General features: G+C 53.3%; 19 protein-coding genes. 5 read left to right on the plus strand and 14 right to left on the minus strand.

The features are described from left to right. Window positions 1-2 precede the first annotated feature (2 nt). The 6 genes from P1U71_RS03365 to P1U71_RS03390 all read right to left on the minus strand — a co-directional run bounded on the left by P1U71_RS03365 (window position 3) and on the right by P1U71_RS03390 (window position 5,471). Window positions 3-674, minus strand: coding sequence for a CerR family C-terminal domain-containing protein (locus P1U71_RS03365; RefSeq protein WP_301104134.1), 672 nt, complete (start codon window positions 672-674; stop codon window positions 3-5). A 119-nt stretch (window positions 675-793) separates the two neighbouring features. Further along, window positions 794-1,387: a hypothetical protein gene (locus tag P1U71_RS03370; RefSeq protein ID WP_301104135.1), complete on the minus strand. Its 594-nt coding sequence runs from the start codon at window positions 1,385-1,387 to the stop codon at window positions 794-796. Between the two features lie 99 nt (window positions 1,388-1,486). Then, the gene (locus tag P1U71_RS03375; protein WP_301104136.1) at window positions 1,487-2,392 is read right to left on the minus strand and encodes an Hsp33 family molecular chaperone HslO; all 906 of its coding nucleotides are present in this window, start codon (window positions 2,390-2,392) and stop codon (window positions 1,487-1,489) included. A 28-nt stretch (window positions 2,393-2,420) separates the two neighbouring features. Beyond that, on the minus strand, window positions 2,421-3,347 hold the full coding sequence (gene argF / locus P1U71_RS03380; protein WP_301104137.1) for an ornithine carbamoyltransferase: 927 nt from the start codon (window positions 3,345-3,347) through the stop codon (window positions 2,421-2,423). Continuing rightward, window positions 3,340-4,515, minus strand: coding sequence for an aspartate aminotransferase family protein (locus P1U71_RS03385; protein WP_301104138.1), 1,176 nt, complete (start codon window positions 4,513-4,515; stop codon window positions 3,340-3,342). Before P1U71_RS03385 ends, argF begins: the two co-directional genes overlap by 8 nt. Before the next feature lie 116 nt (window positions 4,516-4,631). Next, the gene (locus P1U71_RS03390; protein ID WP_301104139.1) at window positions 4,632-5,471 is read right to left on the minus strand and encodes an ABC transporter permease; all 840 of its coding nucleotides are present in this window, start codon (window positions 5,469-5,471) and stop codon (window positions 4,632-4,634) included. Window positions 5,472-5,617: 146 nt separating this feature from the next. Between P1U71_RS03390 and arsC the strand changes: the two genes are divergently transcribed. Together arsC and P1U71_RS03400 are read left to right on the plus strand one after the other, a co-directional pair. Further along, entirely contained in the window at window positions 5,618-5,965 is a 348-nt protein-coding gene (gene arsC, locus P1U71_RS03395; RefSeq protein WP_301104140.1) for an arsenate reductase (glutaredoxin), read from the plus strand. Between the two features lie 162 nt (window positions 5,966-6,127). After that, window positions 6,128-7,312 carry an acetyl-CoA C-acyltransferase gene (locus P1U71_RS03400; RefSeq protein ID WP_301104141.1) on the plus strand — a complete coding sequence of 395 codons (1,185 nt, stop codon included), beginning with the start codon at window positions 6,128-6,130 and terminating at the stop codon, window positions 7,310-7,312. A gap of 77 nt (window positions 7,313-7,389) precedes the next feature. Here the strand turns inward: P1U71_RS03400 and P1U71_RS03405 are convergent, their stop codons facing one another. The 5 genes from P1U71_RS03405 to P1U71_RS03425 all read right to left on the minus strand — a co-directional run bounded on the left by P1U71_RS03405 (window position 7,390) and on the right by P1U71_RS03425 (window position 10,985). Further along, a complete protein-coding gene (locus P1U71_RS03405; protein ID WP_301104142.1) occupies window positions 7,390-8,262 on the minus strand; it encodes a 3-hydroxybutyryl-CoA dehydrogenase in 873 nt (290 codons plus the stop codon). A 64-nt stretch (window positions 8,263-8,326) separates the two neighbouring features. Further along, window positions 8,327-9,256: an FAD-binding protein gene (locus tag P1U71_RS03410; protein ID WP_301104143.1), complete on the minus strand. Its 930-nt coding sequence runs from the start codon at window positions 9,254-9,256 to the stop codon at window positions 8,327-8,329. Further along, entirely contained in the window at window positions 9,256-10,005 is a 750-nt protein-coding gene (locus P1U71_RS03415; protein ID WP_301104144.1) for an electron transfer flavoprotein subunit beta/FixA family protein, read from the minus strand. The genes P1U71_RS03410 and P1U71_RS03415 overlap by 1 nt, the downstream gene beginning before the upstream one ends. A gap of 200 nt (window positions 10,006-10,205) precedes the next feature. Continuing rightward, complete coding sequence (locus P1U71_RS03420) at window positions 10,206-10,769, minus strand: cob(I)yrinic acid a,c-diamide adenosyltransferase (RefSeq protein ID WP_301104145.1); 564 nt, start codon at window positions 10,767-10,769, stop codon at window positions 10,206-10,208. 21 nt (window positions 10,770-10,790) lie between these two features. After that, window positions 10,791-10,985 (minus strand): twin transmembrane helix small protein, encoded by a 195-nt coding sequence (locus P1U71_RS03425; RefSeq protein WP_301104146.1) that lies wholly within the window; start codon window positions 10,983-10,985, stop codon window positions 10,791-10,793. A 75-nt stretch (window positions 10,986-11,060) separates the two neighbouring features. Between P1U71_RS03425 and P1U71_RS03430 the strand changes: the two genes are divergently transcribed. Genes P1U71_RS03430 through P1U71_RS03440 form a run of 3 tightly spaced genes read left to right on the plus strand, consistent with a single transcriptional unit; the run spans window position 11,061 to window position 13,307 of the window. Beyond that, a complete protein-coding gene (locus P1U71_RS03430) occupies window positions 11,061-12,239 on the plus strand; it encodes an FAD-binding oxidoreductase (protein ID WP_301104147.1) in 1,179 nt (392 codons plus the stop codon). Window positions 12,240-12,259: 20 nt separating this feature from the next. Further along, window positions 12,260-12,454: a 2-hydroxymuconate tautomerase gene (locus tag P1U71_RS03435; RefSeq protein ID WP_301104148.1), complete on the plus strand. Its 195-nt coding sequence runs from the start codon at window positions 12,260-12,262 to the stop codon at window positions 12,452-12,454. Window positions 12,455-12,476: 22 nt separating this feature from the next. Beyond that, the gene (locus P1U71_RS03440; protein ID WP_301104149.1) at window positions 12,477-13,307 is read left to right on the plus strand and encodes a YihY family inner membrane protein; all 831 of its coding nucleotides are present in this window, start codon (window positions 12,477-12,479) and stop codon (window positions 13,305-13,307) included. 16 nt (window positions 13,308-13,323) lie between these two features. Here P1U71_RS03440 and P1U71_RS03445 read toward each other — a convergent pair whose 3' ends face one another. From P1U71_RS03445 to ccrA, 3 genes are read right to left on the minus strand one after another with little or no spacing between them, the layout of a single operon-like run. Continuing rightward, window positions 13,324-13,749 carry a VOC family protein gene (locus P1U71_RS03445; protein ID WP_301104150.1) on the minus strand — a complete coding sequence of 142 codons (426 nt, stop codon included), beginning with the start codon at window positions 13,747-13,749 and terminating at the stop codon, window positions 13,324-13,326. A 14-nt stretch (window positions 13,750-13,763) separates the two neighbouring features. Next, complete coding sequence (locus tag P1U71_RS03450; RefSeq protein ID WP_367281111.1) at window positions 13,764-15,452, minus strand: acyl-CoA dehydrogenase family protein; 1,689 nt, start codon at window positions 15,450-15,452, stop codon at window positions 13,764-13,766. A 37-nt stretch (window positions 15,453-15,489) separates the two neighbouring features. Then, on the minus strand, window positions 15,490-16,749 hold the full coding sequence (gene ccrA / locus P1U71_RS03455) for a crotonyl-CoA carboxylase/reductase (protein WP_367281112.1): 1,260 nt from the start codon (window positions 16,747-16,749) through the stop codon (window positions 15,490-15,492). Window positions 16,750-17,022 lie beyond the last annotated feature (273 nt).

Below are 17,022 nucleotides of genomic sequence, written 5' to 3' on the forward strand. Positions count from 1 at the left end.
TATTATCCTTCTTTTGTCCGGCCACAGTATTCCCCAAGATTAACGGATCGCAGTATCATTTCCGTCGTTATGATTTTAATTTTTTCTATTTCTGACGGGCCAATGGAGTCCCAGCCCATACGGGCCTTCACCAGCTCTTCGTTCAGCGCATATCGCAAGCACAGAGACAGAATTGCATTGGCTTCAAGCTTGATTTTTTCACTTGTGGGCGAGTCCCCGGAAATCTTGGCGATCAGAATCCCCAGCAGGTCGTGGATAATATCGACATGTCCTTCCATAAGCATGGGGAAGCACTCCGTCGGCATTTCCGTCTCCCGCTTAAGCAATCGCATTTTCCATCTTGTGGACGAGGAAAACGCACTGTCGACAACGCGGGAAACAAAAATAGCTATAAAGTCGGCATAGGCCTTTCGATCATCACGGGCCGCTGTCAGTTGGTTCTCCAGCAGGACGGCCAGCCCAACCCGGGAAGGCTTCAAGTCCTGGATAATTTTTTTGAAGATTGCGCGATAAAGCCCTTCCTTATTCTGGAAATGATAGGAAATTGCGGATAAATTAACCCCCGCCGCAGACGCAATTTCCCGCGTCGAAACCGCATCGAACGGCCGTTCCGCAAAGAGCCGGCCCGCGGCTTCTATCATCCGGTCGGAAGCTTTTTGTTTTGTTTCAGGCATAGGTTTAGGTCAATCGTTTGAACTGTTCGCAAAGCTAAGACAAATTAAGCGAAAGCGCAAGGGCGTCCGACGGTGATACTTAAATTCAACGGAGCGTCAAAGGCAGAAGAATAAGCGTCTTAGCGCAAATACTCCCCCATGAAGGTTCGAATATTCTTTTCCATTTCCTTATCGAACGCCTGCATCAGGGCCTCGACCTGTGTGAAATAGGTTTTTTCCCGCTGATTGAGCGTAATCCCTTCCGGCACCGATTTCGACCGCGTTGCCTCCGCTGTCACGAAGGCAGATGAGCCAGAAATTTCGGTGATTTTAAGCTCCACCAGAACATGAAAGACATAAAGCTCAGATTGATCCTTTGTGATCATACCTTTCAGGCCGGTTTCCTTTTCCAGGCCCTTTTCAACCGCGCTGGCGTCCTTGATGGTAACCGTGGCAACCGCGCCGCTGTTGCCCGTTGTCCGCAACCTGTCCCGTACCCAGTTGCGCACCGATTGATTGATGGAGACAGGCAGTTCATGCTCCACATGCGGATGTTTCAGCGGCGGCGTAAACTCGTCGACAATCTTGATCTCACCGACATTCAGGTAAAGCGGATTCAAATGCTGAAAGGTGATTTCCGGATATACCGGATTGGGCGGCGCCTCCACGCAACCCAGAAGAGCGGTTGTCATGAGAAGAGATAGGGTAGTCAAAAAACGACGAAGGCCTGCCATGTTACTCTCACCTTTGCGAAGGATTGAACCGGCCCCACTCTATTACGGTCCATGGACGAAATTCAACCCTCTGTTTTGCGCAGCCCGCGTCTGCGGCCGTTAGCTGATATCCTCAATACGGATTTCATATTTGCTGGAGCAGAACTGGCAATCCGCGGTGATGACACCATCATCCGCCATATCCTCAAGGTCTGCCCCGGCGAAGGTTTTAAGAGTATTCATCACCCGCTCCGCGCTGCAACTGCACTGATCGGCAAGCTCCTGCGGATCATAGAGCCATACCCCGTCTTCATGAAACAGCTTATACAGCAATTCCGCCGATTTAAGGCGTGAGCTTGTCAGCTCTTCAGGCGTGATCGTGCCTGCAAGGGCCTGGGCATTTCGCCAATTTTCTTCTTCCTGATCCTGATTGAATTCCGTTGCGTTTTCGTCCGGCAAACGCTGGATCATCAGGCCGCCAGCCCGCCATTTCCCATTAACCTTATCGACCGCAACGCGCAAGAGCGTGTCAATCTGTTCCGACTTGTCGAAATAGTTTTCCATGCAGTCAGCAAGGCTCTCCCCCTCCAGATCGACAATGCCCTGATATCTTCTATGCTCCTCGCCTGCGTCGATGGTAAAGGCGGCATAGCCCTTCCCCAGATAATTTTCGACATTCATCGTCACGTTTGAAGAGGCGACAAGATCGAGCTTCTCCTGATCGAAGGACGCATAGCCGCGCATATTTCCCGGCGTCGTCATATCCGACGCAATCATGGAAATAGCGCCATCCCCCTTGGTCTGAACCGTGAATATGCCGTCAAACTTGAGCGCGCCACCGAGCATTGCGGCAAGCACAATGCCCTCTCCCAAAAACTGCGCCACCGCATCCGGGTAACCATGCCGGTTCAGGATTGTGTCGACGACACTTCCCATCCGAACGATCCGTCCGCGCACGCCGGCCTTCGCCATCTGGAAAGGCTGAATAAGATCGTCGATGATTATTTTTTGACCGTCTTGGGCCATGTGTCTTCTCTCACAAATTCACAAGAGTTCAGGCGCCGAGGCACCAGCGAAGGACAGCTTTTTGGGCATGCAATCGGTTTTCCGCCTCATCGAAAATCACCGACTGAGGGCCATCCATTACCTCCGCCGTTGCCTCCTCCCCGCGATGAGCGGGCAGGCAATGCATAAAGACGGCATCGGGCGCGGCACGCGCCATTAACCTTTCATCCACCTGATAAGGCATCAACAAGTTATGGCGATTGGCAACATCATCCCCCATGGACACCCAGGTGTCCGCGACAACGCAGTGGGCGCCCGCCGCAGCCTCTGCTGCATCCCGGGTGACATGAACCTTTGCGCCAACGTCCTTTGCCCAGGCAAGCGCCTTTGGATCGGGCGATAGTTCTTCCGGACAGGCAATGCGAAACTCAAAATCAAACAGGCCGGAGGCATGAATCCAGGAGGTCACCATATTATTGCCGTCGCCACACCATGTTACGATCTTGTCCTTGATCGGCCCGCGCGTTTCTTCAAACGTCATGACATCCGCCATCAGTTGGCAGGGATGACTATCATTGGTGAGGCCGTTGATCACCGGCACGGTCGCATTTTCCGCCAACTCCAGCAATTTGGCATGGTCATCCGTGCGGATCATGATGGCATCAACATAGCGCGACAGCACACGAGCCGTGTCGGCGATCGTCTCCCCGCGCCCGAGCTGCATATCATTGCCATTGAGAACGATCGTATGGCCGCCGAGTTGGCGCATTGCCATATCGAACGATACGCGCGTCCGGGTGGAGGGAAACTCAAAAATCGCTGCGAGCGCCAATCCGGCGAGCGGCGTATCTTTATCTTCTGTTCCCTTCGGCAGGCCCTTACGTGCTTTTTTAAGCGCAATGCCATCGTCGATAATGCGCCGAAGCTCCGACTTCGACAGGTCATTCACATCAAGGAAATGAAGCGGCTTAGACATTTTCAAGCTCCGTGCAGGCCTCATCCAGAAGATTAATAAATTCAGATATCTGTGTATCCTCAACAATGAGCGGTGGCAGCAGGCGAACCACATTATCGCCGCCCTTCGCCGTCAGGACGCCAAGCTCCAGCAACTTATTAATAACCTGTGTATTCTCCACCTTGCATTTCAGCCCGATATGCAGACCGACACCGCGGATCTCTTCCAGAATTTCAGGGTGACGGTCAACAACCCCGGCAAGCCCCTGCTTGAGATGATTTCCCATTTGGGTCACATGATCAAGGAAGCCATCTTCCGTTATCACATCAACGACAGCACCCGCCACGGCCATGGCAAGCGGATTGCCGCCATAGGTGGAGCCATGACTGCCGGCGGTCATGGTTTTCGCGACCTTTTCGACCGCGAGGCAAGCCCCAACAGGAAACCCGCCCCCCAGCGCCTTGGCGGATGTCAGGATATCCGGTGTAATTCCCGCATGTTCATAGGCGAACAACTTGCCTGTCCGCCCCATGCCGGTCTGGATTTCATCCAGCATCAACAGCAGGCCACGCTCGTCACAGAGCTCACGAAGGGCGCGCATGAACTCGACTTCCACAACCTGAATACCCCCCTCACCGAGGACCGGTTCAATCAGGATGGCGGCGGTTTCATCGGTGATCGCCGCCTTAACCTTCTCGATATCGCCAACAGGGACGTGATCGAAACCTTCGACAGTCGGACCAAATCCTTCCAGCAGTTTTTGCTGGCCAGCCGCAGCAATAGTTGCAAGCGTCCGTCCGTGAAAGGAGTTTTCAAAAGCGATGACCCGGTATTTTTCCGGATGCCCATTCGCGGAGAAATACTTCCGCACCATCTTGAGACCGCACTCATTCGCTTCCGCCCCTGAGTTGCAGAAATAAGCGGCATCCGCAAAGGTGGCGTCAACCAGCTTCTGCGCCAGTTCTTCCTGTCCCGGGATACGGAAAATATTAGAGACATGCCAGACCTTCTGGGCCTGCTCCGTCAGCGCGCCAATCATCTTCGGATGCGCATGTCCAAGCGCGCTTACCGCGATACCGGCCATAAAATCCAGGTATCGTCGTCCGTCATTCCCATAGAGATACATGCCTTCCCCTTTTTCAAAGGAAAGATCAGCAGGAGCATAATTAGATAACAACGCAGGAATCATATGCTTTCTCCACGAAATAACAGGACATACGGCCAATTTCCGCTGCCAGAAAGCGCGGAAGTATTGACAGGAGACCGGTTCCTGTCAATCAAACTCTTGTGCTTAGGACAAAATTTTCAGGCTTTCAGGCGATATCCGCTTTTTATCAAGGCCCAGACGGTCACATAAAGAAGAATATCAAGCACCGCGATCGATACGGCACCGACCCAAATACTGCTGTCGGAGGTTCCAATAAAGCCATATCGGAAACCATCGATCATGTAAAAGAATGGGTTGAGGTGGCTGATCTGATACCAGACACCGGTCAGCCGGTCGATGGAGTAGAAAGTGCCTGAAAGAAACGATAGCGGCATAATGATAAAGTTTGTCATTGCCGCCATGTGATCGAATTTCTCCGACAGGATGCCGGCGATCATTCCGAGCAGGGAGAGCATCAGGCCCGCCCCGATCACATAATAAATAACAGCTATCCAGGAATAGATCGAAATATCGATAACGAACCACATCACAAGGCCAACCGCCAGCGCCACTGTTAATCCCCGCGCGAGACCTGAGAGAACAAAGGCCAATGTCAGTTCCGAGGCGGAGAGCGGCGGCATCAGGATATCGACAATATTTCCCTGAATCTTTGAAATCAGGATGGAGGAAGATGTATTGGCGAATGAATTCTGTATCACAGCCATCATGATCAAGCCGGGTGCCAGAAAGCTTGCATAGGATACTTCGCCCACATAACGCTCACTCCCTCCGAAAGCGAGGGTGAATATCGCCAGAAACAGGATTGTCGTCATCATCGGCGCCAGCACGGTCTGCAACGGCACCTTCAGAAAGCGTCGCACTTCTTTCGAGAGCAAGGTGAAAAGCCCCTGCCAGTTTACAAATCCAATTCTGGAGCCGACGCGTGATGAAACGCGCGGTTTCTGCATATTGCTGCGGGCTGTCGTTTGAAATGTCATGGGGCTTAAATATGCAATTGCCCGCCAGCAGGCAAGCTTTCAATTGTGAATCCGCCGTCATACAATCAACCGCTAGCCTCCCGGCCGTCGCTGCGCTACATATATCAGTAAGTATAAGACCCTAATGAATTCCGGAGAATATTAAAATGTCGGTCGAGATTTTCCATAACCCACGCTGTAGCAAGTCCAGACAAACCCTGGCGCTTCTGCAGGAAAACGGCGTTGAGCCTATCATCGTCGAATATCTTTCGTCACCCCCGACGAAAGAACGCCTTGTCGATGTGCTGAAGCTGCTGGATATGAAACCCCGCGATCTTATGCGAAAAGGAGAGGCAGAATATAAAGACAACAACCTCAGCGATCCGTCCCTCAGCGATGACGCCCTTATTGAGGCGATGATCAATCATCCGAAACTGATTGAGCGCCCCATCGTCTTCGCCAATGGCAAGGCGTGCATTGGCAGACCGCCAGAATCGGTTCTTGAAATCCTTTAAGTCGAGATATGCCCTGATAGTTTGATCGAAATGTTGCCATCGTCACGATCCTGTGCAGATTCAGCCTTTCCATCAGGAAACTCTATATATAGAATTGGCGGCAATTCCCGTCTCAGTCTGATACGCCGGGGCGCATAAAAAATAACAGTGAGGAGAAATCTTATGGCAGACGCCGTTATCGTATCCACCGCCCGAACCCCCATTGGCAAGGCCTATCGCGGTGCTTTCAATAATACCCATGGTGCTGATCTGGGAGGTCATGTTATCAAGCACGCGGTTGAACGCGCCGGAGTGGATCCGGCAGAGGTTGAAGATGTGATCTTTGGCGTCGCAAACCCGGAAGGGGCAACCGGCGGCAATATTGCCCGCCAAGCATTGCTCCGGGCTGGCCTGCCCATCACTTCATCGGGCACAACGGTCAACCGCTTTTGCTCTTCTGGTCTACAGACTATTTCCATGGCGGCGCAACGGGTTATCGTTGATAAAGTCCCCGTCATGGCCGCCGGCGGAATGGACAGCATTAGTCTTGTCCAGAACGAACATATGAACCGTTACCGCGCGCAGAACGAATGGCTTATGGAAAACAAGCCTGCCATTTATGATCCCATGCTGAAAACTGCGGAAACCGTGGCAACGCGCTACGGCATCACGCGCGAAGCGATGGACGAATACAGCTTCCAGAGCCAGATGCGGACCGCCGCAGGTCAGGAAGCAGGCCGGTTCGATAAGGAAATTGTTCCCATGACCACCATCAAGGTGATGGAAAACAAAGAAACCGGCGAAATCCTGCATGAAGAAGTTACGCTCATGCAGGATGAAGGCAATCGTCCCAGCACAACATTGGAAGGGCTTTCCAGCCTGAAACCGGTATTGGGTGAAGATTGCTTCATCACAGCAGGGAACGCAAGCCAGCTCTCAGACGGGGCATCGGCCTGTGTTGTCATGGACAGCAAACTCGCCGAGCAGCGTAATATCGAGCCGCTTGGTATCTATCGCGGCCTTGTAGTCGCCGGTTGCGAGCCTGATGAAATGGGTATCGGCCCGGTATATGCCATACCGAAATTGCTGGAGCGTAATGGCCTCAAAATGGATGATATCGGTCTTTGGGAACTCAATGAAGCCTTCGCTGTGCAGGTACTGTACTGCCGCGACAAGCTGGGTATCCCGAACGACTTGCTCAATGTGGATGGTGGCGCCATTTCCATCGGCCATCCTTACGGCATGTCCGGTGCCCGTCTGACCGGCCATGCGCTGATCGAAGGCAAGCGTCGCGGTGCAAAATATGTTGTCGTCACCATGTGCATCGGTGGCGGCATGGGTGCAGCGGGACTTTTCGAAGTCAACTAAGCCCAGCCCCGTAATTAAGAAAACCCCGGAAGTCTCAGCAGATTTCCGGGGTTTTTATTTGATATGCGGCATTTAATCTAGCGCGTGGGGATAGGCTCATCCCCTGTGTAATCATAAAAGCCACGGCCGGACTTCCGCCCGAGCCAACCCGCCTCGACATATTTAACCAGAAGCGGACAGGGGCGGTACTTGGTATCCGCGAGACCCTCATACAGCACCTGCATGATCGCCAGGCAGACATCCAGTCCAATAAAGTCCGCGAGCTGAAGCGGCCCCATTGGATGGTTGGCACCAAGACGCATGGCCGTATCAATCGCCCGTACTGATCCGACGCCTTCATACAGCGTATATACCGCCTCATTAATCATGGGCAGGAGTATCCGATTGACGATAAAGGCCGGGAAATCTTCCGCTGGAGTTGGCGTCTTATCCAACCGGACGGTCAATTCCTTGATCGTCTCGAACGTTTCCTCATTCGTCGCAATCCCGCGGATCAACTCGACAAGCTGCATCACGGGCACCGGATTCATGAAATGCATACCAATGAATTTTTCCGGCCGATCCGTAATTGCTGCAAGACGGGTTACGGAAATGGAGGAGGTATTGGTAGCGATGATCGCTTCAGGTTTGAGCTGCGGACAGAGAGCGGAGAGAATCTTCTTCTTGATTTCCTCATTCTCGGTCGCAGCCTCGATCACCAGATCCACTTCAGACAAATGATCGTCATCGGTCACCGTCTGAATATGGGCCAGGGCTTTTGTGATATCGCCCTCGGAAAGAGCGCCCCTGCCGACTTGGCGCCTCAGGTTGCGTTCAATCGTCTTCAGGGCCTTATCAAGTTGTTCCTTGGAAATATCCTTAAGGAACACATCGACACCTGCAACCGCCAGAACATGGGCAATACCATTGCCCATCTGGCCGGCACCAATCACACTTACTTTATTTATCATTGCCTAATTCCAAGCATATGGGTGAGCGCGATCATTACGCCGAAAACCTGACCCTTTCGCAGCACTACAGAGCTTCATCGAGCTCTGGTAAGGCCTTGAACAGATCCGCGACAAGTCCGTAGTCGGCAACCTGAAAGATCGGTGCCTCCTCATCCTTGTTAATCGCCACGATCACCTTGCTGTCTTTCATCCCGGCAAGATGCTGAATGGCACCGGAAATACCGACAGCAATATAGAGCTGCGGCGCAACGACCTTACCGGTCTGTCCCACCTGATAATCATTGGGAACAAAGCCCGCATCAACGGCGGCACGACTTGCACCAACAGCGGCGCCGAGCTTGTCAGCCACTTTTTCCAGAAGATGGAAGTTATCACCGGACTGCATACCGCGACCACCGGAGATGACAATCTTCGCCGATGTCAGTTCGGGACGTTCCGATTCAGAAAGTTCATCTCCAACAAAGGTCGACAGTCCGCTGTCTGCTGCGGCACTAACCGCCTCAACGGTGGCTGAGCCGCCCGAGGCTTCGGCTGCGGGGAAGTTTGTGGAGCGAACGGTAATCACCTTCTTGGCATCGCCGGACTGCACCGTCGCCATGGCGTTACCGGCATAAATCGGGCGAACGAATGTATCGGGGGAGACAACCTCGACAATTTCGGAAATCTGCGCCACATCAAGAAGCGCGGCCACGCGAGGCAGGATATTTTTACCCGACGTCGTCGCCGCGCCGAGAATGCCATCATATCCATCCGCGAGCGAAACGATCAGTGCCGACATATTCTCGGCAAGGGCATTTGCATAAAGCGCGTCTTCAGCCAGCAGGACCTTGGCAACACCAGCGACTTTCGCCGCCTCGTCCGCAACAGCCGCACAGCCATTTCCGGCGACCAGAACATGGACGTCGCCGCCCAGCTTGGTTGCGGCGGTAACCGCGTTTAAGGTTGCGGCGCCCAACGCTTCATTGTCATGATCGGCAAGAACAAGAACAGTCATCAGATAACCCCCGCTTCATTTTTCAACTTGTCGACCAGTTCCGCGACAGTTTCTACCATTACGCCGGCTTCACGTTTTGCCGGTTCTTCCACTTTCAACGTCGTCAGACGTGGCGCGATATCAACGCCAAGATCTTCCGGTGTTTTTTCATCAATCGGCTTTTTCTTCGCTTTCATGATGTTCGGCAGGGACGCATAGCGGGGCTCGTTCAGGCGAAGGTCCGTTGTGACCACAACCGGCATTTTCAAGTCAATCGTCTGCAAGCCACCGTCAACTTCGCGGGTTACTTTCGCGGTGCCGTCCTCTAGGCTGACCTTGGAGGCAAACGTACCCTGCGACCAACCCAGAAGCGCAGCCAGCATCTGGCCCGTCTGGTTGGAGTCATCATCAATGGCCTGTTTACCGACGATGATAAGATCGGGCTTTTCTTCTTCAGCCACGGCCTTCATCAGCTTCGCAACGCCAAGCGGTTCAACCGTTTCATCTGTTTTGACAAGGATGCCCCGATCCGCCCCCATCGCGAGCGCGGTCCGCAAGGTTTCCTGCGCGGCTTGCGGGCCGACGGAAAAGGCGACAACTTCCGTTGCTACACCGGCCTCGCGCAAGCGAAGCCCTTCCTCGACGGCGATTTCATCAAAGGGGTTCATGGACATCTTAACATTTGCGAGGTCTACACCAGTCTTGTCCGCTTTAACACGGATCTTAACGTTGTAGTCCACGACACGTTTAACAGCGACGAGAACTTTCATGGATCGGTCTACTCCTGGGGTTATAATTCTTCCACATCCGCCAAAAACCCGTTTTCCGACGGCGTGAATTTCAGCTTATAAATCACTTGAATTCGGCAGTGCACAATAAATAGCTAATGACTATCTGTCAATTCGCCCAAGCAGGACATTTTACCGCAGTTCCAAGACGTTGATTTTCGGCCAAAACTGGCCCGATTTGGTTATCTGTTGGCTCCCGGCACCCACAGAATGTCCTCCTCTCCCTTGTTATTGAGATAGCGGCCCAAAACAAACAGAAAATCCGAGAGCCGATTGATATAAGCAATGGCAACGGGGTTAATGTTTTCCGAATCACCAAGGGCAATCATCCTTCGCTCCGCGCGCCGGCAAACGGTTCGCGCAAGATGCAGATAAGCGGACGCATCAGAACCGCCCGGCAGGATAAACGAATTGAGCGGCGACAGTTCCGCATTGAGGCGGTCAATCTCATTCTCCAGGCGTTCAACCTGTTCTCCTGCAATCCGAAGTGGAGGGTATTTCGGATTTTCCTGTTCCGGCGTACAAAGATCAGCGCCAAGGTCGAACAGGTCGTTCTGGATGCGCGCCAGCATCTCGTCCGCTTGCCCCGTTACATGAAGCCGGACAAGGCCAATCACTGCGTTGGCTTCATCCACATCGCCATAAGCCTCAACCCGCGCATCCGTCTTGCTCACCCGGGCGCCATCACCTAGAGAAGTTTTTCCCTTATCTCCACCGCGTGTATAGATTTTGGTCAATTTTACCATGTGCCGCCTTCACCCTTACGTCTAACTACTGGAACTCGCGATCCAAAACCCGATCAGCATGAGGACAACGGCAACCGCCTGCATCAGGATGCGTAAACGCATCAGTTTGTTTCCATATCGGCGGTTGAAGTCGCCGCCCCGGGCGAAAGTCAGCACGCCGAATAACAGTACCAAGGCTGTTGCGACGACGGCGGCGATAATGAAATAATTGATCATGAACGGTCCGATCTGTCATATAGGAATGCAGCATTCAAAACTACATCGTTACATCTTATATGGACAGGAATTTTCATGGAAGCAACCCGGGATGTTGTGATTGTCGGCGGCGGTGTCATTGGTTCCGCCATCGCCTACTTCCTGAAGGCCGCACCCGCTTTCTCCGGGACTGTCACCGTAATTGAGAAAGACCCAAGTTATGAGTTTGGCTCCACGGCCCGCTCCTGGGGCGGTGTCCGGCAACAGTTTTCAACGCCGGAAAATATCCAGATGTCTCAATACACTCAGGAATTTCTGGGGCAGATATCAAGATTACTTGGGATAGATGATACGCCGGTTGACGTCAGCTATCATGAACAGGGCTATCTTTTTCTGGCGGAAGATCGCCACATCCCACGCCTCTACAGCAATAACGCCATTCAAAAGGGCCTTGGCGTCAATGTCGGCCTGCTGGATGCGGATGATCTTGCCCGGGGATTTCCCTGGATGAACGTCTCCGATCTTGCCGGAGGATCACTGGGTCTCTCCGGGGAGGGGTGGCTCGATGCCTATAGCCTCAATCAGGCGTTCCGGAAAAAAGCGATATCCCTTGGTGTCACCTATATTGCGCAAGAGGCGGTGAGCCTTGATGTGGACGCGAACAGGATTTCCGCCGTCCGGCTTGCAGATGGCACACGCCTTCCTGGCGGACATATCGTCAATGCAGCCGGTCCTGCCGCCGCGACAATCGCGAAATGGGCAGGGGTTGATCTGCCAGTCCGATCACGAAAACGATTTGCCTATTCTTTCAGCTGCCGCACGGAGATCACGGGCTGTCCCCTCCTTATCGATCCGAGTGGCGTTCATATGCGCCCTGAAGGGAAACAGTTTCTGGCGGGCTGTTCCCCTCCGCCAGAGAATGATCCAGATTGCACGGATTTCGACGTTGATTACGGATGGTTCGAGGAACATATCTGGCCAATCCTAGCACATCGCGTTCCCGCCTTCGAGGCCATTAAACTCGAAAGCGCATGGGCCGGTCACTATGCCTATAACACCATAGATCAGAACGCCATTCTGGGGTCGCACCCGGAAGTCACCAACTTCTATTTTGCCAATGGTTTCTCCGGCCATGGGCTGCAGCAGTCCCCGGCCGTCGGGCGCGCCATCGCTGAGTTGATCACATTCGGCGAATACCGCAGCCTTGATCTAAACCGCTTCTCTTTCGAACGGTTGATGACAGGGGAGGCCATATCGGAGCATAATATCGTTTAACCAACTTAAAAGGACAGGCAATGCCGATAATAAGAGTAGAAATGTTCGAAGGACGGGACCGGGAAACCAAGCAGGAGTTGGTCAAATCACTGACCACGGAAATGGCGCGCATCACTGGTTGCAGCGAGGGAAGCGTCCATGTGGTCATCAGTGATATCTCCAAGGAGGATTGGGGAGTTGGCGGTGAGCTTGCGGTCACAAAGTTTCCAGGTTAGAACGTCCGACTGAGGAGGCGAGTTGCAAAATTTATTCATTGTCGCTCTTCTGGGCCGCATCTGGCGGCATTTCAAGGAGCAGCATTGCCTGCGTATGGCGACCGCGCTCAGCTATCAAACCCTGCTGGCGATTGTCCCGCTGGCAGCGGTGGTGTTTGCCCTCTTTACCGCCATTCCAGCATTCACCCATTTGAAACAAAAGCTCACCACGCTTTTATTCGACAATCTACTTCCGTCCAAAATATCAACTGTTGATGCTGCCCTGAATGACTTTGCCGTCAATGCGAGTCAGCTAACCTATTTCGGTCTTGCGGGTATCGCAATTACCGCGCTTATGTTGATGTCCAGCATCGAAGAGATTTTCAGCCAGATCTGGCAGGTCGCGGCGACACGCAATCCGTTTAAGCGGCTGATCACCTATATCATGATAACACTGATCGGGCCGATTGCCGTCGGCACCAGCCTGACCTTGGTAAACTGGGTGATAGATATCAGCGAGGAAGCGACGGGATTTGAGGTGAAAGGAGCCTATTCCCTGCTCAGCGCGGTAATGCCCATGCTGCTGCCCTTTGTCATACTTTTTGTCCTGTTTCGCATCGTCCCGGCCTGTGATGTGAAGTGGCGCCATGCCGCCATCGGCGCGGGCATTGCGACGGCCCTTTTCCTGTTTGGAAAATTTATGTTCAAGCTTTATCTGGAATTCTTCCCGTCCTATGAGGTCGTCTATGGCGCCATGGCGGCCATCCCACTCTTTCTGATCTGGCTTTACGTCAGTTGGGGGATCGTCCTGTTCGGCGCAACCATCGCCGCCGTGCTCGGCTTTGAATTCACTGCTGATATGGAAAAACGCTAGGCAGGATTAAAAATGATCAGTCGGGGAGCTTAACGGCACCCGACTCATCTATTTCAAATCCCGGGTTCCAAGCCACTTCCCAAAGATGACCGTCAAGGTCACGGAAATAACCCGAATAACCGCCCCAAAAGACTTCTTCTGCCGGTTTAACAATTTTTGCCCCAAGGGATTGGATCTTCTTCAGGACCTGATCGACCTCGTCTTTGCTCCGGGTGTTATAAGCAATGGAAAATCCCTCGAACCCGGAACCGTCATCAGGGACGCCCGCATCTTTTGCAAGCTCGTTGCGAGGGAAAAGGCCAAAGGCCATGGAACCGCATTGAAAGAAGGAAACGCCGGGAGCGTTCTTTACAGAACGCTTCCAGCCGAGGGCCTCAAAGAAAGCGGTGCTCCGTGGGAGATCTTTAACGCCCAGCGTGACAAGCGAAATCCGCTGTTCCACCTTCTAGCCTCTTGTTAATTTGCCCCTTCAAGCAACCGACGGGCAATGACCTGCGCCTGAATTTCACCTGCACCCTCGAATATATTAAGAATACGCGCATCGCACAGCACCCGGCTGATCGGGTATTCAAGGGCGAAACCATTGCCGCCATGGATTTGAAGGGCGTTGTCCGCCGTGCTCCAGGCAACGCGGGCACCGAGAAGCTTGGCCATGCCTGCCTCCAGGTCACAGCGGCGACCTTCGTCCTTCGCGCGGGCGGACGCATAGGTGAGCTGACGCGCCATCATGATTTCCACAGCCATCCAGGCAAGCTTGCCAGCAACACGCGGAAACTTGATGATCGGGCGGGCAAACTGAACACGATCCAGCGCATAGCGCAGGCCGAGTTCCATGGCATTCTGCGCCACACCGAGCGCGCGGGCCGCCGTCTGGATGCGGGCGCTTTCGAACGTCTGCATCAACTGCTTGAAGCCGTTGCCTTCTTCTTCACCAAGAAGATTTTCCGCCTTGATTTCGAAGTTATCAAAGCCAAGCTCATATTCCTTCATCCCGCGATAACCGAGAACCTCGATCTCGCCGCCGGTCATACCTTCCGCCGGGAAATCCTCCTCTTCGGTCATATGCGGCTTTTCCGCGAGGAACATGGAAAGGCCTTTATAGCCCGGCTCCTCCGGATTGGTACGCACCAGCATCGTCATGACATCGGCGCGCGCCGCATGGGTAATCCATGTCTTGTTGCCCGTCACCTTATAAACATCACCGTCCTTCACCGCGCGGGTTTTAAGTGATGCAAGGTCGGAACCGGTGTTGGGTTCCGTGAAAACCGCCGTCGGCAGTATCTCACCCGTCGCAATCGACGACAGCCATTTATCCTTCTGCGCCTCCGTGCCGCCGGTCAGGATCAACTCCGCCGCAATTTCGGAACGCGTGCCGAGCGAGCCCACCCCGATATACCCACGGGAGAGTTCCTCTGATACGACACACATGGACATCTTGCCGAGGCCGAGACCGTCATATTTCTCCGGCACCGTCAGGCCGAAAACACCGAGTTCCGACATTTTGTTCACAACCGGCATTGGGATCAATTCATCCTTCAGATGCCACTCGTGAGCGTAGGGCATGACCTCTTCGTTTGCGAAGCGGCGAAACTGGTCACGAATCATCGAGAAGGTTTCATCCAGTCCCGAATCACCGAAATGGCCGGTGTCCATTCCCTCGGCAACCAGTTCAGCAATTCTTTCTTTAACCGCCGCGCTATAGCCCGACTCAATCAGGGTCACGACATCTGGCGTCTTGAATTTCGCGATCGCAGCATCATCCAGCCCGAGGTCCTGCGGGCGAATAATCTCTCCGAGGGACATGGGAATACCGCCGGTGATCTGGCTCAGATACTCGCCGAAGCCCGCCTGCAGGGTGAGTTGTTCCAACTCACCATATTTACCTTCGGCGGTGAGATGACGTGACCAGTTCAGGGTTTCGCGCAGAGCCTCCACATAGGTCGCAAGCCAGGCAAGGCCATGAGTCGCATACTGGTTAGCCTCAACCAGCTCCGCGCTGATCCGGCCATTGCTGCCCCGGGTCATATCCGCGACAGCCATGATCGCCTGCTGCTTGAATGATTCGGCTGCGCCAAGCGCAGATTCGCACAGACCATCCAGCCCGTCCAACAGAAGTGTGTCGGGCGTTTCGGTCATTTCAGACATTGTCATTATTATTTTTCCTTTTGATTACGGCTTTCGCTTACTCGTTGCCGGCTTCAATCGCATCCTCGATCGTTCTCAGGCCTGGATATTTCGACGATACCAATACGGCCATATTGCCGGGTTTATGCTCATTATTCATCATTTTTGTATGAGCGCGCGGAATATCATCCCAGGAGAAAACCTCTGACATGCAAGGATCGATACGACGCTCCACAACCAAATTATTTGCCTGAGACGCCTGCTTCAGGTTCGCAAAATGGCTGCCCTGAATACGTTTCTGACGCATCCAGACAAAACGTGCATCCATGGTCAGGTTAAAGCCCGTCGTGCCGGCGCAGAAAACGACCATACCGCCACGCTTGACCACATTACAGGAAACCGGGAAGGTCTGTTCGCCGGGATGCTCAAATACGAAATCAACGTCATTGCCTTTGCCGGTAATTTCCCAGATGGCCTTACCGAATTCACGGGTTTTCTTCATATAGTCACCAAACCCTTCGCCGTTCACTGTCGGCAGCTGGCCCCAGCAATCAAAATCCTTACGATTGAGAACGCCTTTCGCGCCGAGCGACATCACGAATTCCCGTTTGCTTTCATCGGAAATAACGCCAATGGCATTGGCGCCCGCCGCCGCGCAAATCTGGATGGCCATGGACCCAAGACCGCCCGAAGCACCCCAGATCAGGACGTTATGGCCAGGGCGCAGGATATGCGGCCGATGACCGAACAACATACGATATGCGGTTGCGAGGGTCAGCGTATAACAGGCGCTTTCTTCCCAAGTCAGATGTTTGGGACGTGGCATCAACTGACGGTCCTGCACACGGGCAAACTGGGCGAAAGAACCATCCGGCGTTTCATAACCCCAGATGCGCTGGCTCGGCGAGAACATGGGATCTCCGCCGTTACATTCCTCATCGTCACCATCGTCCTGATTACAATGAACGACGATTTCATCACCGATCTTGAAGCGCTTCACCTTGTTGCCCACGGCATAGACAACGCCGGACGCATCCGACCCCGCGATATGGTAGGGCTGCTTATGGTAATCGAATGGGGAAATCGGTTCGCCAAGAGCTGCCCAGACGCCATTATAATTGACGCCCGCCGCCATCACGAGGATCAGCACATCATGGCTGTCCAGCTCCGGCGTATCGACGACTTCGACCTGCATGGCTTTTTCAGGTTCCCCGTGGCGTTCGCGACGGATCGCCCAGGCATACATTTTGGAGGGGACATGGCCGAGCGGCGGAATTTCTCCTACTTCATAGAGATCCTTAATCTCGCCAGTCGGCATTTCATTTTCCGCTTCAGATTTCGCAGAAGCTTGCGTATTTGACATCAAAATCATCCCTCATATTTTGTGTGTAGTCTCATTTATAGGGCGGTAGTCTTTACAAATCACAAATTCCTTTTCCCGCCTTGATATATCGCATTGCATCAAAAAACGAAATGGGGACCTTTACATTAGCCCGGTTTATGAGAAGATTACTGACCTTTGTTCAGATAACAAGTTTTTTTTGCGCTGCAACACAAAGTTATGTTATTACGTGCGACATCAAAAACACGT

The sequence above is a fragment of the Sneathiella sp. genome (assembly GCF_029233945.1).
Classification (GTDB): Bacteria; Pseudomonadota; Alphaproteobacteria; order Sneathiellales; family Sneathiellaceae; genus Sneathiella.